Consider the following 25583-nt stretch of genomic DNA (forward strand, 5'->3'; position numbering starts at 1 on the left):
ACTGAGCTATGAATAGTATTGATAAACCAGTGGATGCAGTTCAAAATCAAGAGAGTGAGCAGCCATCTTCATATCTGCTGAAATCTCTTCTCAATAAAATATGGAGAAAGCGTGTTCCTGTCTTGCTACAGATGAGTGAAGTTGAATGTGGACTGGCTTGTCTGGCGATGTTATTAAGCTATCATGGTCGCGAAACCTCGATTTCAGAGCTACGCACCCAATATGGGGCGAGCCGTGATGGTGTATCGGCTTTGAATCTGGTGAAGGCAGCGCGTACCTGTGGCATGATTTCCCGAGCTGTCTCGCTGCGCCAGAACGATTTGAAAAATGTAACCTTACCAGCGATTATCCACTGGCAATTCAATCACTTTCTGGTTGTGGAGCGCTGGACGCCTGAACTGGTAACCGTCGTTGATCCTGCATCAGGGCGGCGTCAGATGACCGAAGAGGAATTTAGCGGCGGCTTTACTGGGATCGTGCTGATGCTTGAGCCAGGTATGGACTTCCATCGTCGTAAGGTCTCCTCTCCTCTTTCGCTTAGAATGTATGCAATACAGGCGCTCAGGCAAGCACCTGGAGCCTTACTACAAGTTATTCTGGCCTCAATATTCTTGCAGGCTATCGGATTGGCTCCTCCCTTTATGACTGAGCTGATCATCGATAAAATTATCCCACTGCGTTTGAATAACGCTATGTTGTTGCTGGGTGTAGGCATGTTGGTGTTAATCTTCTCGCAAGGATTTCTGTCTCTACTGCGGGAGTGGCTACTCATTTATGTACGGGCTCGTATTGATACGCATATGATGCTCAGCTTTTTTGAGCACTTGTTACTTCTACCCTATAGCTTTTTTCAGCAGCGGTCTAGTGGTGATCTCCTGACGCGTATGGGCAGCAACACGATTATTCGTGATACGCTCAGTGGCCAATTGATCTCTACATTTCTGGATGGAAGTATGGTGATCCTGTATCTTTGCATCCTGATGATTGCGGCCCCCATCTTTGGCCTCCTGGCTCTGGCGATTGGATTGTTACAAGTTCTGGTTATTCTCTGCATCTACCGGCCCATTGCGAGTCTGGCGGCGCAAGAACTGACCGCTCAGGGGAAATCGCAAGGCTACATGGCTGAAGCTCTGGCCGGTATCGCCACCTTAAAAGCCGCTGGTGCTGAATATAGCGCTCATGATCGTTGGACCAATCTGTTCTTTGATCAATTGAACATCTCAACGCGGCGTAGTTACCTCTCTACCGTTGCCAGTACTATCTTATTAATCCTACAGGTTTTTGCCCCCATGTCATTGTTGTGGGTGGGAGCCATCCAGGTTCTCAATGGAACGATGACTGTTGGTACTATGTTTGCGTTGACCTCGCTGGCTACCTCTTTTCTCACACCGTTATCATCGCTGGTGGGCAGTGGACAGCAGATACAGCTTGTGAAGGCTCATCTTGATCGGTTGGCAGATATCATGACAGCCGAGCCGGAGCAAAGTCTCCAGGAAGTGCAATCGCCACCGCAACTGGGTGGATATATCCGGCTTGAGAACGTAGGTTTTCGTTATTCGGCTGACTCTCCGCGAGTTTTGCATTCGATTAATCTCAATATTATTGCCGGACAAAAAATCGCACTGGTTGGACGCACAGGTTCGGGTAAGAGTACATTGGGTAAGTTATTGTTGGGTTTGTATATACCTACAGAAGGCCAGATCTACTATGATGGTCTGGCCTTGCATGAGATGCAATATCAGGAGGTGCGTCGACAGTTTGGCGTTGTGCTTCAGGAGTCGGCAGTTTTCAGCGGCTCTATCATGGAGAATATCCTCTTCAATAATCCCGGCATGGGAAAAGAGTATGCGGTTCATGCTGCTCAGATGGCTGCTATCCACGATGACATTGTGAAGATGCCGCTGGGTTATGAGACTCTGGTAGCCGAGGGTGGGAGTGCTCTCTCCGGTGGACAACGCCAGCGACTCTCGCTGGCACGTGCGATAGCTCATCATCCAGCAGTCTTGCTCCTGGATGAGGCTACCAGTAATCTCGACGTCGTTACCGAACAGGTAGTTGCACAAAACTTAGAAGCGCTCCCATGCACACAAATTATCATTGCCCATCGCTTAAGCACAGTGCGCAATGCGGATATGATTCTCGTGATGGATCAGGGCACCATCGTCGAATATGGAACACATCAGGATCTACTATTGAGAAATGGATTTTACACGAACTTGATCAAGCAGCAGATGGAGAAGAAATCCTCGCGACCACTTTTGCGTAGATTTTAACTCTCCTTTGTTGGCTAATCTCCTTCGCTGATGTGCTTTTCATCGTTAGAGGGTGCCTGGTGTGAGCGTGTCTGGTGAGAAAGTACCTGTGCTAATTGGTGCGCTGTTGGACCAGTTGCCGGGCCGCTGTGCTCCACGGCTAGCGATGCCGCTATGTTGGCTGTATGGGCTGACAGATATATATCATCTCCAGCAGCCAGACAAGCCAAAAAGGCAGCTGTATGGGCATCGCCAGCGCCTGTGGTATCGATCGCCTGCGTGGGACGTGGCTCGATATGTATCGGAGCATCTTTGGAACTGGCTATCCAGCAGCCTTGCTCGCCTTCGCGTGCTATGATCCAGGCGTCGGGAGCCAGACGTGGTAGAAGTGCATGGATCGCATCAATCAACTGGCTTTTGCCAGTCAGGATAGCGGCCTCGTGAGCATTCAAGCTGAGAATATCCGTACGGGCCAGTACCCGAGTCAGCCTTTGTTCCGGAATATCGGCAACCAGCGGTCCGGGATCAATGAGGAGGAGCGTTTTAGATGGGAGTGTGGAGAGCCATTGCTCAAGCGCTGGTCCTGAGATTGGATAACATAATTCGTAGCCTGAGATATAGAGTACGTCGTCAGTTTGTAGGGTGATCTCTTGTAAGTCCTCCAGGCGCAGTTTTGATTCTACGCCTGGAGAGGTGATAAAAGTACGCTCGGCAGCTTGTTCTACCAGAGCTACGTCAAATCCGGAATCCTCACCCTGCACGCGGGGGAGCAAGAGTGGAATAGCTGCGGCACTCAAATCATTCATGATCTGTGTACCCATTGGACCATCTCCGACGCGGCCAGCATATGCGGTTGCCAGGCCAAGGCGTTGTGCTCCAATCAGGACGTTAAAACCGCCGCCTGAAGTAAATAAGCTGCGTTGTGCGAGAATATCTCCGCCACGTTCTGGTAGTCGCTCGATGTACATTAAGACATCTACCAGCACGCTACCAACTAAGACGAGGCGACGTGGTCGGAGGCGTAGCGTTTTTTTCATGATAGTATCCTGGCCTGTAGATCGTGTTCGGAGAGAGAATCACCCGCGGTAGGCTGTGCTCTAGTTTTTTTTGTTGTGAGGATGGTGAGTAGCCAATAAAGAAGCGCACTGGTGATGAAGCCAATAAAATAGCCCAGACTGCTTGTGGCGAAGATGCCAGAAGCAAATGGTCCAATGAACCATGGCGAGACTGTGAATGCGATGCCGACCAGTAGTCCAGCGAGCCAGGCGCTACATGCTGTCCAATTAACGCCTCCAATGTAAAAATAATGGCTGCCTGGACCTGTCTGCGTCAGGCCATTGCTGTCATAGCGTCGTCGCAGCAACATATCTACCAGGAAGACCGCCGCCCATGTTGCCAGAAAAACGGCCAGTACTTGAAGGAAACTTTCAAATGGTCCGATGAAATCCTGAGCAATAAGCATCACATAGACAGATCCTATAATCATGAGGATGCCATCGATGAGAACTGTCTGGTAACGCTTCATTTTGACTCCCAGGGTCAGAAGATTGAGTCCGGATGAGTAAATGGAGAGATCAGCGCCAGTGACTAATCCTCCGATCGCAGTTATTAAGTACGGGATAGCCATCCAGGGGGGGAGAGCACTTCCTATGAGGGCTACCGGGTTTGTGCTGCTTGCTAACTCTCCCATGTTGCTTGCCAATAGTCGACCCGTGATGATCAGTACGAAGAGCGGTAATGTTGCTCCAAGGACACTCCAGCCGGTGATGGCACGTGCCCTGATTGCCCGCGGGAGATAGCGCGTATAATCGGCTCCAACGTTGATCCAGCTGATGCCTGTTCCCGCACTGATGATGCTGAGTGTTGCTAAGACTCCAGAGTCCCAGGGACCAGCCTGAGCCGTGAGGATCGATGACCAGTTTGTTTTTTGAAGCAAGAAGATGACCACGATAAGCGTGAGCGCACCAAAAATCCAGGTAGCTGCTTGCTGAATCCAGACCAGTGTTGCATGACCGAGCAGGCCAATGCCTACCACTAGTAGCGCGATAATGACCAGGCTTACAACTGTCCATGCTGTATTTGATGGTATCCCTGCCAGATTGATCAATCCTAGCAGCGCGTAGGCTGCTGTGATCACAGAGATTGTTTCCCAACCAATCAGGCTGATCCAGCTGATCAAAGTCGGCGCCAGATTGCCTCGCGTACCAAAGGGGGCTCGTGATAATGTGAGTGTTGGTGCACCTCCCCACTTGCCTGCGACGCTTACTATCCCCACGAGCGCGAATGAGATGGTGGGTGCGAGCAGGGCTACCAGGATACTCTGCCACAGGTTTAAACCCGACACTGCCAGTATCCCCCCATAAACAATGCCTAAAATACCAATGTTGGCAGCAAACCAGATCCAAAATAATTCGACGGCCTTTCCATGGCGTTCGTCGTCCGTGATGGGCTCAATTCCATGTTGCTCGATGGACCAGAGCTGATCCGCCGCAGTGAGCTCTTGCTTCGGCATAACTAATCCCCTTTATAACGATATCAAAATATCCATGCTATCTTCTGGGCAAGTGTAAGCACATCGGACTGCAATGTCAAGCTGAAAGGTGCTACTGGAATAGTTATATGTGTGCAAAGGTGACATAGGGATAGTGGAAGAATGCCGTTAGAAAGTGTATGATGTATGTTGTATGATTACCTCAAACGCCACTGACTCTTTTGGGAGTAAAGATAAAGTTTTTTGTGTATTTCCATTACTATATTGTAATATATCTGTCTGGAGATGCCATCAAAAAAGGAATGGTCCCCCTGTTTGTTTTATAAAGTGGAACTGGGACTTTCTCTAGGTGTTGAAAAATAAAAAGAAAGGTTACATCATGGAGCATCGTATGGATGACATTTTCCCAATTTTTGAATTGGATGCTCTTCACGATGATACTGTGGTGGATACGGCCATGCCAGGGGTAAAAGAAGATACTGATAGCGCTGTTGTCTACAGTATGCAAGGGGCTTTATACTATTATCTGCATGAATATCGTAATGCGATTGATGAGTTTACCAAAGCGATTGATCTCTGTGTATTACGCTCAGATGTGCAGGAACAGTTGATTGATTTATATCGACAACGTGCTGAGGCCTATCGTAAGCTTGAAGAATATGTGTATGTTGTCGCTGATTATACTCGTGCACTAGAACTCGATGCCAAGCGGGGGCATTTTTATTGTAGTCGTGGCGTTGCTTATAAGATGCTGGAGCAGTACGAGCGAGCCCTGGCTGATTATACCAGGGCAACGCAGGTTTCACCAGATCTGTCGGAACCATACTATTGCCGTGGGATTCTCTATAGCGTTATTTTGAATCAACCCGAAAAGGCGATTGAGGATTATACTGAGGCTTTGACACGTGAACCAACGTTGGTTCAGGCGTATATGAATCGCGCTCACGATTATCTCTCTTTGAAGCAGTATGAACTCTCCGTCGCGGATTATAGTCAGGCGATCCAATTGAGACCTGGATTAGGGGTTGCCTACTATGAGCGTGGTTCGGTGTATAAATTGCTTGGAAAAGTTGACTTAGCCAAAAACGATTATGCTGAAGCTCTCAAGCTTAATCCCACTCTGGAGCGCTTAGAAAAGTACCTGTAGCTGTAAATAGTTGTGAATATATCTGTGGTGCGGAGGAGATGTTTCATCAAATGCATCTCCTGTGTCCACTGCCGGCTCAGGCCTGATAGAGAATCATACACGAAATGCCGGTGACGGTGATGATTCCTGATAATTGTTGGATGCCTTGTTCGTTAATCTGATGCTGGGCACTTACTACTGTCCAGATGTCTTCTGGTAGGCTAAATGAGATGGCATCGACGTTGGGATTGTAGATGACAAGGATATTTTTCCAGTTATCCTGATTGGCATATGCCCCCAGTTGAAAGGCGATGGTATTGTCAGGACTACTCAAAAAATTTAGATGGTTGTCGATATCTTGAGCGGTCGTCATGCGAAATGCTGGATGATGCTGACGGAGCTTGAGTAGTTCTCTATAATAGGCAAAGACATCTCTATAAAGAGTCTTACGTCCCCAGTCTAATTGATTGATCGCATCTCCCGCTTTATAGCTGTTATCGTTTCCCTCTTTTGTACGCAGAAACTCATCGCCACCTTGCAGAAATGGAATCCCTTGTGATGTTATGATGATGGCCTGAGCAAGCTTGTCTCTATTGATGCGCTCTGCCTCGCTACTTTGAGCAGTACTGGCTGCGATTTTATCCCAGAGCGTCAGATTGTCATGACTGGATATGTAATTGATTGTTTCGTTTGGACTTGTAGTAAAGTCATGGATACTTCCACTAATTCCTCGCTTGATTGCATCTACTTGACCTGTATCACCGGTGGCAAAGCCTTTGTTTGCCAGGGCAAAGGCGCTTCCTACGATGCCATTACGCATGTTGTCGTTAAAGACGGCCAGGCCAAGGTTTTTTTGTTGTCCTTTGGTGAGTAATTGATTCTTGGATAATGCCGATATACCTCCTGTCCAGGGTTCCCCATACAGGAGCAGGTCAGGATTGATGCTATGGAGGTCCTTTGATATTTTCTGCATGGTATCCACGCCCAGTAGAGCCATCAAGTCGAAGCGAAAACCATCGATATGGTATTCCTGCATCCAGTATTTCACAGAATCACGAATAAATTTTTGCACCATCGGTCGCTCGCTGGCAATCTCATTGCCACATCCGGAGCCATTTGTATATGTTCCACTATAATCGGTGCGATAGTAATAGTGTGGCACAATTGCATCGAAATCTGAATCCCCAGCTGAAAATGTATGATTATAAACGACATCCATCACGACTCCCAGGTTGTGTGCATGCAGACTCTGGATCAGTTGCTTATACTCAAGTATCCTAGTTGCGCCGTGAGGAGTCGTTGCGTAGGCTCCTTCGGGAACATTGTAGTTGCGTGGATCGTAGCCCCAGTTGTATTGTGTCGGGTCTGTCTCATCAATGCTGGCAAACTCGAACGCTGGCAAAAGCTGTATATGCGTGACACCTAACTCCTTAAGACTGCTGATCCCGGTTGGAAGATGCTCAAGATTATAGGTTTCTCGCTCGGTAAAGGCGAGAAATTTCCCCTTATTCTGTATTCCTGAGGTGGTACTGATCGAGAAGTCGCGTATATGGACTTCATAAATGATTGCATCGACTGGATGTTCCATTTTCTGATAGCCATCGGCCTCCCAGCCGTCGGGCTGATGTTTTTGTAGATCGACTATCAGTGTGCGAGTGGCATTGACTGCCAGGGCTCGTGCGTAAGGATCATTTGCTGTCTTTGTATGTCCCTGGATGGTTATTTGATAGAGGTAATACCAGTTTTCCAGATTTTGGGCGACCATTGTGTGCCAGGTTCCCTGTTCGGCTTTTTGCATTGGAATCTGCTGGCTCAGTGGGCCATCCTCTCTGGCAAACAGGAGCAGCTGGATGTCTTCTGCCGTGGGTGCCCATAGGCGAAAGCTGGTGGCCTGCTTCGTAAAAGTTGCTCCTAGATCATTGCCGGTATAGAGAAAACGCTCAGCACCAAGCACGTTGCGGGGAATAATCGTCACTGCCGGGGCGTTAGGCAATATGATCTGCACTGTATGGGTGACGTCGATGGCTGTATCCACTGTGATCTGTACGAGGCTGGTTGGAGATTCTGCTGCTGTCGGGAGTTTTGCTGTGGGATTGTTGATCGAATCGTATATATGTGGCTCCTGCGTCACGCTATCGCGTGGCACGTACGAGAATGTCACACTTTGTGTACCATCTGGAATGATCAGCATAATGTTATGATCGTGCGGGAGGACGTCCTCCCAACCGTCATGGAAGGCTATCTTGTAGTGATAGGTACCTGCTGGCAAGGAGGTAGTATATTGGTAGAGATTAGGATTGATCTCATGTAAGCTGGTATGATCATCATCTGTATTCCAATCGCCTGGCACACCAAGCAGATGTTGCATGTCTCCCACCACGATCATACGATAGCGTGGAGCGTTCTTGATAGCGCTGACGCCGATTTTCTGCTGATTTGTAGTATCAATGATGGTAACCTCGCTGAGCTGGTATGGGAGCACAATACCAGTTAGAAGCGACACGGTCAGGCTTGTATCACTCTCTAAATAGGCCATTGTAATGCTCTGGTGGCCTGTATCGGAACTTGTCAATTGGCTATCTCTTTCTACATACAGTATATATGCCAGTATCTAAATTTTAATATATACATATATTTATATTATGCATCACGGCTAGCCAATACGATAAAAGTGTTGACAAAAACGCCGCGATATTTTATAGTATCCCTACGTTCGTAAAGATCATTGATCCTCGATAGCTCAATGGTAGAGCAATCGGCTGTTAACCGATTGGTTGTAGGTTCGAGTCCTGCTCGGGGAGCCAATAATGTGGCCACTACTTGTTGAGTGGCCTTTTTTATGCCGTAAATTATTGTCCCTTGACGCACCATTCATAAATAATGCTCTCTAATTTCTCCTCGACATCCATGAAGTGTTCGATGGCGATGCTCTCATTGGGCTGATGCGCCTGCGCTAATTCTCCTGGCCCCCAGATATAGGAGTTGATGTGCAATTCCTGAAAGTTTCCTGCATCTGTGCCGTATGGTGCGCCTTGATCGCCGGGCTTCTTGATAATCTGTCTGAGCAAAGAGTTGAATGGGCTCTCGAGTGGCGATTTCATAGGGGGAGTGCCATGTATATTTTCTACCGTGACATCGCATTCCGGCGCGAATTTACGAACCTCTTGTGCGACCTCATTCTCGATGCGTGTTTTTACCCTCTCAATGATCTCAACTTCACTATCCCCTGGTGACACGCGCAGGCTAACGCGTACAATGCAGATCTCGGCGATCATATTGTTGGCGAGTCCTCCCGTGATGGTTCCGAAGTTGAAGGTCGAGGTGGGACATTCTGGGAAGAGCCGAGTATTCTCTTCGGTGGCGTGTGCTTGTAAATCCATATCGATTTCGTGGATGATGCGGATAACGTCTCCCATTTTCTCGATGGCGTTTAAGCCATTTTTGGGGACACTGCTATGACCACCTTTCCCGTGGATATGGACTTCGAAGGTTGCCATACCTTTGTGTGCTGGATATATTTCGTAGTCGGTTGGCTCGCCAATGAGTGCATATTCTGGCATCGGCAGCGTCTCTTTGAAGAAGGTTGGCAGGACGTTGCGCACCAGGATACCTGAGCCTTGCCCGGTTATCTCTTCGTCATAGGTGATGATAAAGAGCAGTGGATGTTTGAATTCTTTGTGTTGTTGATGAACCTTTCGTGCTGCTACCATGGCCTGGGCAATAAATATTTTCATATCTGCCGTACCTCGACCATAGATCCGCTTGCCATCTGTCTGTAGCTCCAGAGGATTCGTTTTCCAGCCCGGTTGACCGTCGAATGGTACCGTATCGAGATGTCCCGAGATGATCAATCCGCCAGGAGCTACAGGCCCGGTCCAGGCCAGTATGGATGCCTTTTTGACACCATCTATCACATCGATCGGCATCTGTACTGTCAGGCCGCTATCCCTCAGATACTTTGCCAGGTATTCAGCCGCTTCCAGATTGCTTTTATTACTGACGGTATCCATCGCAATCAGCTGACGCGAAACTTCCCAGAGCTCGCTTTGTTGAATGTCGGTATTGCTCACGTATAAATCCACCCTTTAAAATAAAAAAGATATGTTCGTTGCGACTGTAAGGATGTTCATCCCTTCTTTATAGTAGCACATTACATGTTTTTCATCTCCGTCGACTGGATTGAAAATATGACAAAGAATGACATATTTCTATGGTACAGTTATGTGTAGAAGAAGATGTATGTCTATCGCTTTTCTTACGGAGGGCCTACCGACTATGCGTGCAGCCCGTTTACTCTCAATCTTACTACTTTTGCAAGTGCATCGACGGATAACTGCTCGAGATCTGGCACAACGTTTGGAAGTATCGGAGCGTACCATTCATCGCGACATGGAGGCTCTCTGCATGGCTGGTATTCCGGTGTTGGCTGAGCGTGGAATCGGAGGCGGCTGGAGCCTGTTGGAAGAGTATCGCACGAACTTGACTGGCTTGACGGAGCCAGAGATACAATCCCTTTTTCTTGCTCGACCATCGTCGCTGCTGACCGATCTTGGATGGCATAAAGCTTCAGAGGAGGCTCTTCTCAAGCTCTTTGTGGCTTTGCCTGTGATGCATCGGCGCGATGCGGAATACGTCAGTCAGCGTATCCATATTGATGTCACAAGCTGGCATAATCGTGCGGAAGCTACTCCTGAATTATCCAATTTGCAGCATGCGATCTGGCAAGAGCGTAAAATCACATTTCTCTACCCTCGTCACGACATCCTGGCAGAGCGTCAGGCTGATCCTCTGGGATTGGTCGCCAAAGGAAGCACGTGGTATTTTGTGGCAGTCGTTGAGGCGCAGATACGTACCTATCGCGTCTCGCGTATTCAACATGTTCAGGTGCTAGAGCAGACATGTCAGCGACCGCAAGACTTTGACCTTGCAGCATACTGGTCGCACTCATCAAACAATTTCAAAGCCGGATTACGCTGCTATACCGTGACGATTCGCACAACTTCTGAAGGGATAGCGCGTATGTCCGCGATCGGTCATCACTATCAGATCGGAGCGCCGGTTGCCGTAGATGGTCATTTGCACGTACAGTTAGGCTTTGATACATCGGAGGCTGCCTGCGCCTATATTCTGAGTTTGGGGACGCTTGTTGAGATCCTCGATCCACCAGAACTGCGCGCAGAGATTATTCAGTTAGCTACTGGCGTGCTTGAAACCTATCTCAGTAGTGTTGGACGCTTGTAATTTACTTGAGTGCGTTGTGGCCTCACATGGATGGTCGTTAAAGTGCTAAAATTTTAGCAGAGATAATTTTAGCCTGTACTATTTGAAGGGAGCTCATGATCGGAACATCTATGAAAACATTACAAATTCGCACTCAAAGTAAAGACGAGATTACTGATATCACCGAAACTGTTGCAGAATATGTACGGACCTCAAAAAATGAAAGTGGTATCTGTACACTCTTTGTGGCTCATACGACCTGCTCGATTACTACGGCTGATCTGGACCCCGGTACCGATCTGGATTTTCTAGATGCTTTGAGAAATATTCTTCCTGATCTCAATTATCGTCATCCGCATAACCCGGATCACGCACCGGACCACATCATATCTTCGTTGATAGGTCCATCGCTCGTCATACCCTACACCAATCGACGCCTGTTGCTTGGCATCTGGCAGCGTATTGTGCTGGTCGAGCTCGACGGACCCAGACAACGAGCTGTCCAGATCACCTGCATCTAGTAGCGCTGTGCGCAAGCGTCCAATACTGTTCAAAGAAGGGAGTCTCTCCCTCAAAGAGATCAAGCAAGCCGACGTAGCGGCGCGGCTCCGCCGTGCTGTCTGTGACTCGTCTGATTCAGCTTGGGGACGTCTCTCAATGGAACCACATGGGCAACGTGGTCGTACGAATTACAGACAGCACGGCGGAGCCGCGCCGCTACGTCTGTGAACGTTGACGCCACGGGCGAAAGGTTTTTAATACCCTACTTTACAACATTGGACGCAAGCGTACGACGCTACTATGCGGGCGTTGCTGGCTGGGAAATCATGATGAGATCAAATTGGCTGTAGGCATCAAAGGTCGACTTGGCGGCTTCGATGGGATTGGTGCCATTAGCACCACCGTGGTTGATACGGCTGAGGTAGAGGCCATTATCAGCTTGCAATGCAACTTTCCCATTTCCCAGGAAAAGAATGATGGAAAATTGGCTGTAAGGATCGACCGTTTTCTTGGCAGCCTGAATCGGATTGGTGCCATTAGCACCACCGTAGTTGATACGGCTGAGGTAGAGGCCATTATCAGCTTGCAGTGTGAAATTTCCACTGGGAAGCCGAACAATTTTAAATTGGCTGTAAGGATCAATTGTTTGCTTGGCGGCTTCGATGGGATTGGTGCCATTAGTGCCACCATAGTTGATGCGGCTAAGGTAAAGGCCATTATCAGCTTTTAATGCGACGATGGTATCATCTCCAAGCGTCTGCTGGGAAGGATGTCCAGTCGTATAAGTTATCCGTGTCGCGGCGTGAGTAATCTGTGATGACATTACGATGAGTATCATGACCATGAAGAAGATACTTATCGAGCGTAGCCATAGGCTGTTATATCGTAAAGACATGTTTTCTCCTTTTTATTAAGCGAAAATAATCTTGTGGAAATTATCCAACAACTCTATTATTATACAGGAATGCCAAAATAATAAAAAATTACGTGTATTCTATTAAATTTGATCTTGACCCGCTTATAGTCTTTTGCATGCTAAATGTGTGATCACGCGAGCGAGTTTGTAAGAGTGGATTGTCAGGTGTTTTGAGGTCATTTTATGCGTTTATGGCTTATCTTTGTACTTCATTGCTTTAATTACGTCTACTATTTAGAGTGGACTGTGTTTTTGATCACATGGATTGTAGAGTCTCAAGCGTGCAATTGTTCTGGCAATCTCCTCTGGTAAACGTGCATCGACGCGAAGGCATGCGTTAAAGATCGGGCGCATTGAGTGCTAGTAGAAATAAGTAACATTAAGAACCATGCTGCCAGGTATAATAGTTCCTATCTTTGTGTTTTTCTATAGAATAGTAGTAAAATTGTGGTAGACGATAGAGGAAATAGATTGTGGTCAGGGATAGCTTGATCAAGCAGGCCGTGCTGGAATGCAAGTAAAACTCGTACCGTTAAATATTGATGATTTGAAAATCATATGGTATCTTCATACATTGAGGTAAAAGGTAAAATCGCCCTTTTGTGGCAGTTTGCCTCATGTCATCTTTCTGTCAAGTGGAACGTGTCCTGCTAGCTTCGGAAAAGAGAAGATGTATATCATGTGGCGTTTAGAGGGTACTGCGTGTGCCATTTATTCTATATACTGGTCTCCTGCATATGCTGATTGGTGTGGTGTGCTATGCAGGCATGGGTCCTAGATGAAGGAGTACGGCATGACACAACACGGCAAAATCACATACCATCAACAAGTGACTTATTGTGGGAAGCCACGTTGTCGTAGGTGCCGTGAGGGGATCGGGCACGGCCCATATTGGTACGCTTATCAGACCATCAACGGTCAAACGACACGTTCGTATATCGGAAAAGATCTCCCGTCCACTGTACAGGCTGGTCTGGATACGGCATCTGTTGCCTCAGGAGAGAGTTTTATGTCTGTAAATCTCACTGCATTTCCATCCCAGGTGACGCGTTCATCGTCAACCGTCGAGGCGGAGAATGTAGTGTTGCGGATCTCCACGCTGGGCCAATTTCGTTTAGAGCAGCGTGCTCCTGCTCGCAGCAAGCAAAAGAGCCGTGATGGCTGGCGCGTGATTGATACTGTGGCGTGGCAGCAGCGTTCTGTCCGTGCTTTGCTGGCCTATTTGATTTGTAGTCCTGAGCGCCGTGTGAATCGCACGCAGGCTATCGTCGCGCTCTGGCCCGATGATGATCTCGCCACAGCTAATAGCGCCTTGAACAAGACTCTCAACGCGCTCCGTAAAGTTCTGGGACATCCTTCTGTCAAGAGTGGCGAGGAGCGTCAGGCAGACTCCGGCGAGCGTTTCTCGACCGACGGCGATTGGTTGCTTCTGGCCGGCCAGGATCATGTTTGGATCGATGTGGATGAATTTGAGCGCCTGTCTCAGCAGATTGAAGAGCAGGGAAGTCAGCTTCCACAGTATGAGGATGTGCTGCAAAGGGCGATTGAGCTGTATAATGGCGACTTTTTGCCTGAAGAGCGTACGGCCGAGTGGGCTGTCTCTCTGCGTCAACGCCTGCGCCATAAGTGGATCGAGCTGCTGCTAAAATTATCCAGTCTGTATGTCACGCGCAAAAACTATACCGGTGCCATTAATGTCTTAAACAATCTCCTGGCGAAAGATCCAACCAATGAGCAAGCCATCCAGCAGCTGATTGTGGTGCTGATGCATCAGAAGCGTCGTATCGAAGCCATTCAAGCCTATCAGCGTTTTGAGAAGACGCTTCAGCGCGACTATAAAGCCACTCCCCCGGCCGAGATGCGAGCTTTGTATGACGCGGTCTGCTCCGGCGAGGGTTTGCCCGATATTGATACCCTTACCGATGCTTATGCCTTGCCACATTCCGAGCAGAGTGATAGCAGTTTGGTTGCTGCAACGTTGCCAAAAGCAGAACATGCCCCACGCTCTCATCATCTATTTGTGCCACGTTCTCCCAGCGAGTCGATTGGACGTCGCCACCAGGGAGCGTTGATCGGTCGCGAGGCTGAACTGCGTATGATGCGTGCTATGCTGCAAGATGTCGAGCGTAATGCCCATCTGCAATTAGTCGGAGCACGTCGTGTTAGCGGTATTCCTCTCGACACTCAACGGCAGCCGCAGTTGCTGCTCTTACGAGGCGATATCGGTATTGGCAAGACACGTCTGGTGGAAGAACTGGGAAGCGCGGCTCAGCATGAGGGCTGGAACATCATCTGGAATCGCATTTATCAGCAAGAGAGTGGTATTCCCTATCGCGTCTGGATCGAGGCTCTGCGCAAGATTCTCACGACCGTTCCTGGATTAATCCCGCAGTTGAACATTGAGACGCTTCGTGCTTTATCCACGCTGCCCGGCTTGCTTGACCTGTTGCCGGCCGGGATAGATGCGAGCTCGAACCCGTCGCTCCTCCTGCCCGAGCAAGCCAAATATATGCTCTACAATGCTATCTGCGAGCTGCTCAAAAAAGCCAGCGAGAGTAGTCCTCTTCTGGTTGTGCTGGATGATATCCAATGGGCCGACGTCAGTAGCTATGAACTGCTTGGACATCTGGCTCGTCAACTGACCGGGTATACGATAGTCTTTTTTGCTACCTGCCGTGTGATTAAAGGGACGATCGACACTCCAAAACCTTTACGCAAGCTGATTCTGGAGATGCAGCGTGAGCATACGATTAAAACGCTCGACATTGAGCCTCTCTCCAGCGAACAGATCAAGCTGCTGGTGACCGACATCTCAAATCTGCCAGAGGATATGGTTACACATATCCAGGTCCACGCCGCCGGTAATCCCTTCTTCGCCGAGCAACTTGCTCGCTCGACGCCGCCCGATATGCCTGTCACGATTAAAGAGGCGTTACGCTATCGTATGAATCAGTTGCGGACAGAGTGTCAGGATCTACTAAGCCGCGCCGCTGTCCTGGGTGGATCATTTGAGTTACCTATCCTGTGTGCGATGGAGACCGATTCCGGGACCGATGTAAGTGAGACGGTTATCTCCTTGCTCGACGAGGCTATCGATGCTGGCGTCTTGATGGATGAGGGGAATGGCACGCGGATCACATATCATTTCTGGCATCCGCTGCTGGACAACTATTTATATGAGGATAGGTTGTCGGCATTGCGTCGTGCGCGTCTGCATCGACGGGCCGCCGATGCGATTGTGAGTACCAATCAGGGGCGCGAGGAAGAGGTCGCTGCGACAGTCACGATGCATCTGGAAAAAGCTGGTGCTGATCCCACACGGATCGCTTATTATGCTGAATTGGCTGGGAATAGCGCCTATATCGTCTCTGCATATGCTGAAGCGACGCTCCATTATCGGAAAGCTGTGAGTTATCTGGAGCAGAAGCTTGCTCCAGAGCAACTTTCTCAGCTTATCTCGCTGCTTGAGCGTCTGGCCGAATGTACGATGAACAGCGGTGGCAATTATGAGGAGGCTCGCGATATCTTCCAACGTGTGCTGGATTTACGCCGCAATCAGCTACGTCCTTTAGCCGATCAACAGTTGGAGGCTCAGAATCAGGCACTGCTGTGGGATCAGATGAGTTGGACATGGCGCTATGTGGCCGATATTCCTCGCGCCTGGGAATGTTGGTCTCAGGGAGAGGCTCTCTTACGTGCAGCCGATGTTGTGGGAGGTCCGGTCTGGGCGCGGCTCTATTACACGCAGAGTAATCTTTATCAATGCGAAGGATCATACGTCCAGGCCTTAGAGAGTGCGCAGCAGGCGATCTCTCTGATTGATGCGGAGCGGACATCTCCTCCGGCTCCGATCGCGGCAGGGCAGAAAATCTGTAAAACGCTCTTTCAGCGCATCATTGAAGGCTATCCTGATCTCTATGGTCGGGTCCAAAGGCATATGGGATCGATTGCGGTCGCCATAGGACAGCTAAGTCAGGCGTTAGCCTATCAGAATCTGGCCCTGAAGTTCTTTGAGCAATATACCGAATTGCGACAGATTGCACATGTCTCTTGCAATATTGGATATATCCATTTGAAGATGGCTGAGTATAATCAGGCTCAGGCTGCTTTGAGACGCGCCCTCCATCTGGCGGAAAGCATCGGTGACAGACCGCTCATCTCGTTGGTGCATAGCAATCTGGGAGAGCTGGAAGCCGCAGTTGGCAATCTAGATGAAGCGGAAGCACAATATGAGAGTGCGCTTAAGTTGAACAGCCTCCTCAACGATCGTGAGTATATGAGTAAGTGGAACTCGGGTCTGGCCAGTGTGCTTCTGGAGAAAGGTGAGGTGGAGAAAGCGACCAAATGCATGGAATTGGCCTTCTTTGTTGCCCGTTCGATCCAGAATGCTCCTTGTATTGGACAAGCGTTAGTTACGCTGGGCAATATACGTATCAGGCAGGCTCTGGATGTAGCGACGCCGGTTTATGAGCGTGCACGTTTGCTTGCTCATGCGCAGCAAGATATCGAGCGGGCTTTACGCCTGGAGGTGGAGGCGGAGATACGCATGAAAGGGGCATTGGCGCTGGCGCATATTGCGTACGTGCGTGGAGAGCAGCACGATGCACGTACGGCCTTCGATCAGGTCATCGTGGAGGCGTTAAGCTCTGAGCATTTACAAATTGTGGCGCGAGCCCGGCAGCTGCTGGCATTGGTCTAGCAGCTGATACATGATGAGTCGGATCTGCTAGCTGTGCGGCGTGCTGGTGCGGGCTTAGCGCTGGTTGACACGTGCGACGATGGCAGTAATATTATCCATGCCGCCTTGAGCATTGGCATAATCGACCAGACGGTAGACACTTTCTTGCGGGCCAAATTGCTCAACAATACTTGTGATCTCGTCGTCGCTAATCATACCACTGAGTCCGTCACTACACAGTACAAAAGCGTCGCCCTCTTCGACCGGCTCGATGAAGACGTCAACCTCGACCTCCGGGAAAGGGCCAAGGGAGCGGGTGATAATGTTGCGCATGGAATGGAGTTGAGCTTCTTCCACAGTCATCTGACCCATACGCACCTGTTCCGCAACCCAGGAATGATCCTGCGATATCTGGCGCACATGGCCTTTGCGCACCAGATACGCTCGGCTGTCTCCGACATTGGCGATAAAGGCGGTCGTCCCGCGCAGGACTGCAGCGACGCATGTGGTCCCCATTCCACTATGCTGAGCATTTTCGGTAGCACGTTGATAAATAGTGGCGTTGGCATATTGAATCGCACGTCTCAAGCTGAGGGGGATATCAGTATCTGCGTCTTGATAGTAAAGTGTGCAGACCGTATCGACGGCGATTTCACTGGCTACTTCTCCTGCGGCATGGCCTCCCATGCCATCTGCAACGATAAAGAGCGCTCCTTTACTTTCCAGGAGCTGCTGATCCTTTGGAATAATATACGCCACGCTATCTTCATTATGTTGGCGTTTGCGCCCGACATCGGTACGCTGAGCAACGGTCAGGCCAAGAGGTCGCGACTTGAAACCACGCTTGGGGTTGACTCCCAGATGTGGATCAGAATGCTTAAAAATATGTTGCTTGAAGCGAGAAATAACCCCTTGGTGATGCTCTGTCTGGGCCGATATGGATAGGTCATGAATGGTATGTGACGGAAAGATCTCCATTATGCTTCTCCCAATTCCAATCATTCCTGGATATATGTCAGATATGCCAGCTTGCTTCTATGTACTCCGTGAGACGCGTGAAAAGAAAAGTAAAGCGAAATATATCCGTAAAAAGAATAGTAGCGGGAAATTGGCCTGCTTGTCAAGTACGCCCTATTTCTTATAGCTAAACGTAGGTCATTAGATAGTATCTAACTACTGCTTCTGCTTACAAGTATACTAACGTTTCCAAGTTCTACTTTAGTTCTTTTCGTGTTGTAAGAATAGATAATAGCTGCATTATACTCAACTCATTCTCTCTTTTTTGCCTGCCAGACTTCTGCTAGCCGTATAGAATTTGGCCTATAACGTTGCAAGTGCCACTTTTTTATCCATCTCAAAGTACTAATCATGATTGTCTTCAAAGCGCTCATATCCTGACTTCAGAGAGATTTGTCGCTCTTTTGCTGCCACCAGTAGAGATATTAAAATTGCGATCCCTGTCGACATAGACTCTGTGTGTAGATGGAGCGAGCTAGTGGGATGTTTCGCGTACTTGTGGCTTGGATTGATAATGTTGTATAAATCATTTATACTATAGTTAGCCTAACTAATTACTTACGAGTGCTCTCTTTGGAGAACGGTGGGCTTGCCTATTGCTGTAAGGATAAATATGAAGGAAGAATTACCTGAGAAGTCTCCCCTGGATCGGTCTCCAGGTGGTGAGGATGTGGTAGATGCGCTCGTCGTGGCTAATCAGCTGCGCCCAATATTGATGCGTTTGCATCGTTATCTGCGCGGGGAAGCACATGAGCTTGGTGTGACAAGCACACAAGCCAGTTTACTTGGCGCGATACAGCGCACTCCCAATGTTGGACTGAGTGAGCTTGCTCTTCAGGAGCATATCAGCGCGCCAACGCTGGTGACGCACATTAATAAGTTAGAGGCCGCAGGATTTGTCGAACGCATACGTACAAATCCTAATGATCGGCGACGCGTGGATCTTTCTATTACTTCAACAGGAGTCCAGATTCTACAGACGCTACGGGAACGACGTACTGCATGGCTGGCAACACGTCTGGCTGCGCTTTCACCGGAAGCGCTGGCTCTCATTGCTGCGGCAATCGAACCTTTGCAGCAGCTGGCAAGGCATAAGGTATGAAATACTCTCTCAGCGTCGCCACCCATAAAGTGCTCAGTGGACGCACATTCGTCAGCCTGCGTGAGCATCATAATTACCGCCTTTATTTCTCCGGTCAATTTCTTTCACAGATTGGGACATGGCTCCAAAGCGCAGCGATGGCCTGGCTGGTCCTTGAGTTGACACACTCGGCATTTCAGGTTGGTATGTTGACCCTCTGGCAATTTGGTCCATACATCGTACTTGGTCTATTCGGTGGCGCACTCAGTGATCGCTTAGACCATCGTAAGACACTCATCGTCACGCAAGTTATACTGGCCCTGTGTAGCGGTGTGATTGCGATATTGACTTTGATGCATATAGTCACTGTCTGGGAAGCCTTTGCGATTGCTGCTATGCGCGGCGTTGTACTTATCTTTAATAATCCCAGTCGGCAGGCCTTTATCTTCCAGATGGTGGGAAGGAAAGAGCTTCCCAACGCTATCTCGCTTAACTCAAGCGTCGCCAACGCGACCCGGATCATTGGTCCTGGATTGGGAGGCATCCTGATTGCTTCGTTTGGAGTCGGTATCTGTTTTAGCATCGATGCCATTAGCTATGTGGCTGTGGTCGTCGCGATGCTGATGATGCATATCGATGAGCTGTTACCTATCGAGCGACGCGGTACGCCTTCGATGCTGCAAGGTATGGGCGAGGGATTTCGCTATGTCTTTCGGACGCCAGCTGTATGGTTGGCGCTGACGATCTTTCTTTTTATCTGCACTGCGAGCATTAACTTCAACGTTGTTTTGCCACTCGTCGCCAGTGATACCCTCCATTCTGGTGCACAGGTCTATGGACTCCTCACCGCCTGCTTTGGAGCCGGTGCTCTGATCGGTGCTCTGGTTTCGGCCTCGATCGGTCGTGGCAGCTGGCGCGTCCTGTTGCTGTGTGCCTTTGGATTTGGGATCGGAGAAATCATCCTTGCCCCACAATCCAGCGTCATCGGAGCCGTCCTTGCATTATTATTGACAGGTATCTGCTATACCCTCTACACATCCAACACCAACACCATCGTCCAGCTCTCCACCCCTGGATACCTGCAAGGACGCGTCTCCGGACTCTATAGCTATATCTTTTCTGGCTCCAACGCCATCGGTGGACTCCTCGTCGGAGCCCTGGCCGATCGCGGCGGAACACAGTTGGCACTCCTCGTGGGTGGTGGAACGGCCGTCATATTGGCTCTCTTCGGAGTAATCGTGCGCTTTCGTGGCTCTCATGAGTCAACCGTTGAATCCGCCTGATCGTGGCGTGCCGAATGTTATAGCTGATCAAAAAAAAGGCAGGCAATTGTGCATGCGATGTATTATATTGTACATTTTCGTGCGTGAACTGGTCGCCGGGTACGTCGCGATCAAGCGAATTACAAGACCACGGCGCTACGTTGGCGAGCATTTGTATCTGGCACAAAGAGAGCTTTTGGCTAACTGAAATGTATTGGACGCGAGCGTCCGATATCACAAGAGCAATCGTACTTGTTGGGTAGCCGCTACCATGTGCTCGAGGGCTGGGACGACTTCTTCCCATGTACGCGTCTTGAGACCACAATCGGGATTGATCCAGACATTCTCGGGCGGTAAGACCTGGAGCGTTGCTTGTAGCATGGTTACGATCTCGTTGACGCTGGGGACGCGTGGCGAGTGGATGTCGTATACCCCTGGACCTATCTCTTTGTCATAGCTGGTCTGGCTGAAGACCTCCAGCAACTCTCCGCCTGAGCGGGAGTTCTCAAGCGAGATGACGTCAGCGTCGAGTGCGGCTATGGCGTCAATGATGTCGTTGAAGGCGCTATAGCACATGTGTGTATGGATCTGGATGGCTGGTCCCGCACTGGAGGCTGCTAGCCGGAAGCAGGCGACTGCCCAGGTGAGATAGGCATCCCATTGGCTACGCCGTAAGGGAAATCCTTCACGTAGGGCTGGTTCATCGATCTGGATTACACGCAGTCCCGCCTGTTCCAGGTCGGAGACTTCTTGATTGAGTGCCAGAGCAATCTGACGGCATGTTGTCTCGCGTGGCTGATCGTCGCGCACAAATGACCAGTTAAGCATCGTTACCGGACCCGTTAACATCCCCTTGACCGGTTTGTTGGTCAGGGACTGCGCGTAGCTGCTCCAACGGACCGTCATGGGCGCGGGACGACTGACATCTCCATAGATGACTGGTGGGCGTACGTAGCGTGAGCCATAGCTCTGAACCCATCCATAGCGCGTGAAGGCGAAGCCGGATAGCTGCTCGCCAAAGTATTGAACCATGTCATTGCGCTCGAACTCTCCATGGACCAGCACATCGATCCCCAACTCCTCCTGTCTGGCAATGATCTCTGTGATGGATTGCTCGATAAAATGATCATACTCCTGGGCTGAGATCTGTCCTGTCTCGAAGCGTCGGCGCATCTGACGCACCTCAGCAGTCTGCGGGAACGAGCCGATTGTGGTCGTTGGCAAGTAGGGCAGGCCCAGATGATTTGACTGGATCTGACGTCGCTCGGCGTAGGGCGAAGATCGATCGGTTGCTTGCTGACTGACGAGTCTGGCCTGAACCGAAGCGTCATGCGCCAGGAGAGAAGTTGCTCGACTCTGCGTTATCGCGACGCTCTCTTCAAGTTCTCTGGCGATAGAGTCGCGACCTTCATGCACGGCACGACCCAGGTTGACGACTTCTACGAGCTTCTGTTCGGCAAAGGCCAGCCATTGACGTACCTCCTGGTCGATCCCGCTTTCACGTGAGGAGTCATAGGGGACGTGCATCAGCGAGGACGAGGGGGCCACGATAAGGCGTTCACGTGGGACGATTGTTGTGATGTCATCAAGCAGATCAAGCGTGGTAGGCAGATTGGTGCGCCAGATGTTGCGTCCATCTACGACACCCGCAACCAGGATCTTGTCGGATGGTAATCCGTGACGGTGCAAGAGATCACGATTTTCGGAGCCATGTACCAGATCAAGTCCTATGCCGTCGACAGGTAGAGCTATCAGTGTCTCATAGCTTTCGCCCACGTGACCAAAGGAGGTTGAGATGATCAGTCTGGCTGATTCTTTGTAGGCGGAAAGCGTTTCGTAGGTACGGCGCAGGGCATCAAGCTCTGCTGGAGTGCGATCCTGGACGAGACATGGCTCATCCAATTGAATCCAGCTGGCACCCAGAGCGGCGAGTCGAGCGATGATCTCTGCGTAGATAGCAGTAATACTGGCGAGCGTTTCGCCAAGTAGATCTAGCTCCTCGTTGTGCGCTTTTCCCAGGAGCGCCAGACTGAATGGTCCTATGAGCACCGGTTTAGCCGGAATCCCTTGCGCTTGTGCTTCTGCGAACTCGTCAAAGAGCTTGGTCGAAGCTAACCGAAAGCGCTGTCCCGCATGCCATTCAGGGACGATGTAGTGATAATTCGTGTCAAACCATTTCGTCATCTCCATGGCCGTGGCATCGAGACCTGCGCGGCGTACGCCGCGAGCCATCGCGAAGTAGGTGTCGAGATCGACCAACTCGCCGGTCCAGTGATAGCGCTCAGGGACTGCTCCAATCAGAGCGATTGCGTCCAGAACTTGATCATAAAAAGAAAAATCATTGACCGGGATGAGGTCGATACCTGCGTCATGCTGAGCTTGCCAGTGTGCGCGACGCAGCATCGCCCCTGTCTTGTAGAGATCATCTGCTCCTGATTTGCCGCTCCAGTAGGACTCGCAAGCTCGCTTTAACTCGCGCTTGCGGCCAATGCGTGGATATCCTGACGTCGTTGTACGTATCATTATCAACTCCTTGGGAACAACTTGAAAAGTCCATTTTTGGACTGTTTATAAATCGAACGTGCGTTTTATAAACGATCATAGCACTATGATATCATATGAAGAGAAAATTACCAAAGGGAGGACCTCACATGCCCCCACGCCCAGGGATACATGAGGCCGTACGTCGTGCCCAGATTTTACGTGCGGCACGTACCTGCATTGTGGAGCTTGGTTATGAGCGTGTCACAGTGCGTGGAGTAGCGGAGACGGCCGATGTCAGCACGGGAACCATCATTCACTATTTTGGTGACAAGGATACTATGTTGGAAGCCGCCCTGCTTGATAAAGTTCAGGATACTGGGATCGCATTCCGAGCCGCGCTCACGGGTGCCCAGAGTGCCTGGGAACGTTTGGAACGTCTGGTGACGGCGAGCCTGCCCGAAACCGATGAGGTTCGCGACGAGTGGCGCCTGTGGCTGACATTCTGGGGAGAAGTCACGCGTAACGAGCGGCTCCGTGCGGTGAGCGAGCGCCAACATCGACGCTGGACACGCTTCCTGTCCCGCATTATTGCTGCAGGAAGCGCGTCGGGTGAATTTGCGGAGGTTGATCCGGTTGCCACCGCGACGCAACTGGCTGCTTTGATCGATGGATTGGCCATCCAGGCCACCCTTCAGAATCCCATGCTCAGCCCGACGCAGATGCGCCAACTCTGCTTGAGTGCCCTGCGACAGCTTCTCTATTGAGCTTGATACGATGTGTTGTGTGCGGTCTCGTGCTCAAGTCTGCGCACATCACTTTTTCTCCGAGCCAGTTAATGCTGCTGCGAGACCCAACGTTATGTAAATGCTGCCCGTTACATAACGTTGGATGCGCTGAAAGCGTACATTTCTTTTGAGGAGTGTGGTTATCGTTCCGGTCAGAAGCCCATAGAATGTCAGGCTACAGAGACCCAGGAGCGCAAACAAGCATCCGAAGAGGAGGAATTGCAGTGTGATCGTTCCACGGGCGGGATCAATAAATTGAGGTAAGAAGGCTAAAAAGAATAACGCGGTTTTGGGATTAAGCAGTTCTACAGCCATTCCCTGGAAGAACATACGGGGAAGCGTTTTTGGCTCAGCTCTCTCAGCCCGATGTCTCTCCTCGCGTCTCACAAGCGTGCGGATGCCAAGATAAATCAGATAGGCCGCTCCAAGATATTTCACTACGCTAAACGCGAGGGCAGATGTCATGAGCAGCGCCGATAGCCCAAATGCTGCCGCCGTCGTATGGATGAGATCTGCGGTCCCAATGCCGAGCGCTGAAATGGCACCGACGCGCTTGCCTTCGTCGGCACTGCGTGTCATGACAAACAAAACGGCGGGACCAGGAATGAAAAGCAATCCCAGAGCCGTAAGCATAAAAAGTGACACTGTTGTCCAGGTAGGCATCCGAATCTCCTTCGCCGTATGAGATATGTTACATGCAATTTCTTCTATGGTATCAGAGAAGCTCTTGCGTTGTCTAGCACGTCTCGTCATGAGGACAGAAAGATTCACATTTGGGGATGATATTCCTTTATTCAAGGTAATCAAGCGAGCCAAAGGTAGTGTCCGAGCCTACCTTCGGCTGATGTCATCGTAGATAACTAATGCGTGATTTCCTCTAGATTAGCTACCTTGCGCCGCTCTGGAGACGTCATCCCATTGTTCCCATGTCTTAAGCCGTTGCTCATAGCTGGCACGGGCTACCTGTAATGGATAACTGCCCAGGAAAAGTCGGAGCGGTGGAGTCGGGGAGTCAACGAGTGTCAAAATGGCTGGCGCGGTTGCCGCAGGATTACCTCGCACTGCGCTTCCATTGCCTTTGAGGAGGCGCTCACGTAGGGAGTTATAATCAGGAATCTGCATATCTGCCCACACGGCAGAACTGCCGCCCCAATCGGTATTGTATCCGCCAGGCTCAATCAAGGTGACGTGGATACCAAACTCGGCAACTTCTTGCGACAGCGCTTCGCTCATCCCTTCGAGTGCCCATTTCGAGGCATTGTAGAGGCTCAGTGCTGCAAACGCACTGATACCACTGATCGATGAAACCTGTAAGATGTGACCGCTCCTCTGCTCACGCAGATAGGGTAACGCTGCCTGCGTGACCCACATTGCTCCAAAGAAATTGGTCTCCATTTGCGCACGAGCCTGTGCTTCTGTGATGGTTTCGAGTATGCCAAACAGGCCATAACCAGCATTGTTGACGATGACATCAAGTCGTCCAAATTTCTCATGTGCCCGGCTGACAGCCTCACGGACCGCTTCTTTGTTGGTTACATCGAGTGGAAGTGCAAGCACAGCATCCCCATACTTGTCCACAAGAGCGCTCAAGCTGTCGACGTTACGTGCCGTGGCAGCAACAAGATCGCCGCGCTGCAATGCAGCATCTGCCCAGTAACGACCAAAACCGCGTGAGCATCCAGTAATGAACCATATCTTTTTTGTCATGATAGTTATCCCTTTGGTAGTTTCATAAGAGTTCTTTCTGTCGCAAAAATGAGAACCATAAAA

The 25583-nt window shown here is 50.0% G+C and carries 18 protein-coding genes and 1 tRNA gene; 10 read left to right on the top strand and 9 right to left on the bottom strand.

The genetic code is table 11. The annotated features are described in order from the left end of the window. The first annotated feature begins 8 nt into the window (after window positions 1-8). Window positions 9-2273, top strand: coding sequence for a peptidase domain-containing ABC transporter (locus AC27N8_RS11240; protein WP_487066945.1), 2265 nt, complete (start codon window positions 9-11; stop codon window positions 2271-2273). 14 nt (window positions 2274-2287) lie between these two features. Here the strand turns inward: AC27N8_RS11240 and AC27N8_RS11245 are convergent, their stop codons facing one another. Together AC27N8_RS11245 and AC27N8_RS11250 are read right to left on the bottom strand one after the other, a co-directional pair. Further along, on the bottom strand, window positions 2288-3289 hold the full coding sequence (locus tag AC27N8_RS11245) for a PfkB family carbohydrate kinase (RefSeq protein WP_487066947.1): 1002 nt from the start codon (window positions 3287-3289) through the stop codon (window positions 2288-2290). Further along, window positions 3286-4764, bottom strand: coding sequence for a purine-cytosine permease family protein (locus AC27N8_RS11250; protein WP_487066949.1), 1479 nt, complete (start codon window positions 4762-4764; stop codon window positions 3286-3288). Before AC27N8_RS11250 ends, AC27N8_RS11245 begins: the two co-directional genes overlap by 4 nt. A 370-nt stretch (window positions 4765-5134) precedes the next feature. Between AC27N8_RS11250 and AC27N8_RS11255 the strand changes: the two genes are divergently transcribed. Then, window positions 5135-5890, top strand: coding sequence for a tetratricopeptide repeat protein (locus AC27N8_RS11255; protein WP_487066951.1), 756 nt, complete (start codon window positions 5135-5137; stop codon window positions 5888-5890). Between the two features lie 76 nt (window positions 5891-5966). On the opposite strand, the gene pulA is transcribed toward AC27N8_RS11255, so the two are convergent. Beyond that, window positions 5967-8441, bottom strand: a complete 2475-nt coding sequence (gene pulA, locus AC27N8_RS11260; protein ID WP_487066953.1) for a type I pullulanase — start codon at window positions 8439-8441, stop codon at window positions 5967-5969. 157 nt (window positions 8442-8598) lie between these two features. Between pulA and AC27N8_RS11265 the strand changes: the two genes are divergently transcribed. After that, window positions 8599-8673, top strand: a tRNA-Asn gene (locus tag AC27N8_RS11265). 45 nt (window positions 8674-8718) lie between these two features. Here AC27N8_RS11265 and AC27N8_RS11270 read toward each other — a convergent pair. Beyond that, window positions 8719-9939, bottom strand: a complete 1221-nt coding sequence (locus AC27N8_RS11270) for a M20 family metallopeptidase (RefSeq protein WP_487066955.1) — start codon at window positions 9937-9939, stop codon at window positions 8719-8721. A 169-nt stretch (window positions 9940-10108) separates the two neighbouring features. Between AC27N8_RS11270 and AC27N8_RS11275 the strand changes: the two genes are divergently transcribed. The 3 genes from AC27N8_RS11275 to AC27N8_RS11285 all read left to right on the top strand — a co-directional run bounded on the left by AC27N8_RS11275 (window position 10109) and on the right by AC27N8_RS11285 (window position 11818). After that, window positions 10109-11110, top strand: a complete 1002-nt coding sequence (locus tag AC27N8_RS11275) for a helix-turn-helix transcriptional regulator (protein WP_487066957.1) — start codon at window positions 10109-10111, stop codon at window positions 11108-11110. A gap of 110 nt (window positions 11111-11220) precedes the next feature. Next, window positions 11221-11610, top strand: coding sequence for a secondary thiamine-phosphate synthase enzyme YjbQ (locus AC27N8_RS11280; RefSeq protein ID WP_487066959.1), 390 nt, complete (start codon window positions 11221-11223; stop codon window positions 11608-11610). Between the two features lie 7 nt (window positions 11611-11617). Further along, a complete protein-coding gene (locus AC27N8_RS11285; RefSeq protein ID WP_487066961.1) occupies window positions 11618-11818 on the top strand; it encodes a hypothetical protein in 201 nt (66 codons plus the stop codon). 70 nt (window positions 11819-11888) lie between these two features. Here the strand turns inward: AC27N8_RS11285 and AC27N8_RS11290 are convergent, their stop codons facing one another. Next, complete coding sequence (locus AC27N8_RS11290) at window positions 11889-12485, bottom strand: fascin domain-containing protein (protein ID WP_487066963.1); 597 nt, start codon at window positions 12483-12485, stop codon at window positions 11889-11891. An 814-nt stretch (window positions 12486-13299) separates the two neighbouring features. Between AC27N8_RS11290 and AC27N8_RS11295 the strand changes: the two genes are divergently transcribed. Further along, complete coding sequence (locus AC27N8_RS11295; RefSeq protein WP_487066965.1) at window positions 13300-17205, top strand: DUF6788 family protein; 3906 nt, start codon at window positions 13300-13302, stop codon at window positions 17203-17205. Between the two features lie 54 nt (window positions 17206-17259). On the opposite strand, the gene AC27N8_RS11300 is transcribed toward AC27N8_RS11295, so the two are convergent. Continuing rightward, the gene (locus tag AC27N8_RS11300; protein ID WP_487066967.1) at window positions 17260-18162 is read right to left on the bottom strand and encodes a Stp1/IreP family PP2C-type Ser/Thr phosphatase; all 903 of its coding nucleotides are present in this window, start codon (window positions 18160-18162) and stop codon (window positions 17260-17262) included. Between the two features lie 652 nt (window positions 18163-18814). On the opposite strand from AC27N8_RS11300, the gene AC27N8_RS11305 reads away from it, so the two are divergent. Further along, a complete protein-coding gene (locus tag AC27N8_RS11305; RefSeq protein ID WP_487066969.1) occupies window positions 18815-19303 on the top strand; it encodes a MarR family winged helix-turn-helix transcriptional regulator in 489 nt (162 codons plus the stop codon). Next, a complete protein-coding gene (locus tag AC27N8_RS11310) occupies window positions 19300-20565 on the top strand; it encodes an MFS transporter (RefSeq protein WP_487066971.1) in 1266 nt (421 codons plus the stop codon). Before AC27N8_RS11305 ends, AC27N8_RS11310 begins: the two co-directional genes overlap by 4 nt. Window positions 20566-20778: 213 nt before the next feature. Here AC27N8_RS11310 and metE read toward each other — a convergent pair whose 3' ends face one another. Beyond that, on the bottom strand, window positions 20779-23067 hold the full coding sequence (gene metE, locus AC27N8_RS11315) for a 5-methyltetrahydropteroyltriglutamate--homocysteine S-methyltransferase (RefSeq protein WP_487066973.1): 2289 nt from the start codon (window positions 23065-23067) through the stop codon (window positions 20779-20781). Between the two features lie 128 nt (window positions 23068-23195). Here metE and AC27N8_RS11320 point away from each other — a divergent pair, with 128 nt between their 5' ends. Beyond that, on the top strand, window positions 23196-23792 hold the full coding sequence (locus AC27N8_RS11320; RefSeq protein ID WP_487066975.1) for a TetR/AcrR family transcriptional regulator: 597 nt from the start codon (window positions 23196-23198) through the stop codon (window positions 23790-23792). 48 nt (window positions 23793-23840) lie between these two features. Here AC27N8_RS11320 and AC27N8_RS11325 read toward each other — a convergent pair whose 3' ends face one another. Both AC27N8_RS11325 and AC27N8_RS11330 read right to left on the bottom strand, forming a co-directional pair. Then, window positions 23841-24476 (bottom strand): LysE family translocator, encoded by a 636-nt coding sequence (locus AC27N8_RS11325; protein WP_487066977.1) that lies wholly within the window; start codon window positions 24474-24476, stop codon window positions 23841-23843. 219 nt (window positions 24477-24695) lie between these two features. Beyond that, complete coding sequence (locus AC27N8_RS11330; protein ID WP_487066979.1) at window positions 24696-25520, bottom strand: SDR family oxidoreductase; 825 nt, start codon at window positions 25518-25520, stop codon at window positions 24696-24698. Window positions 25521-25583: the final 63 nt, after the last annotated feature.

Source organism: Dictyobacter sp. Z7_2 (genome assembly GCF_057551105.1).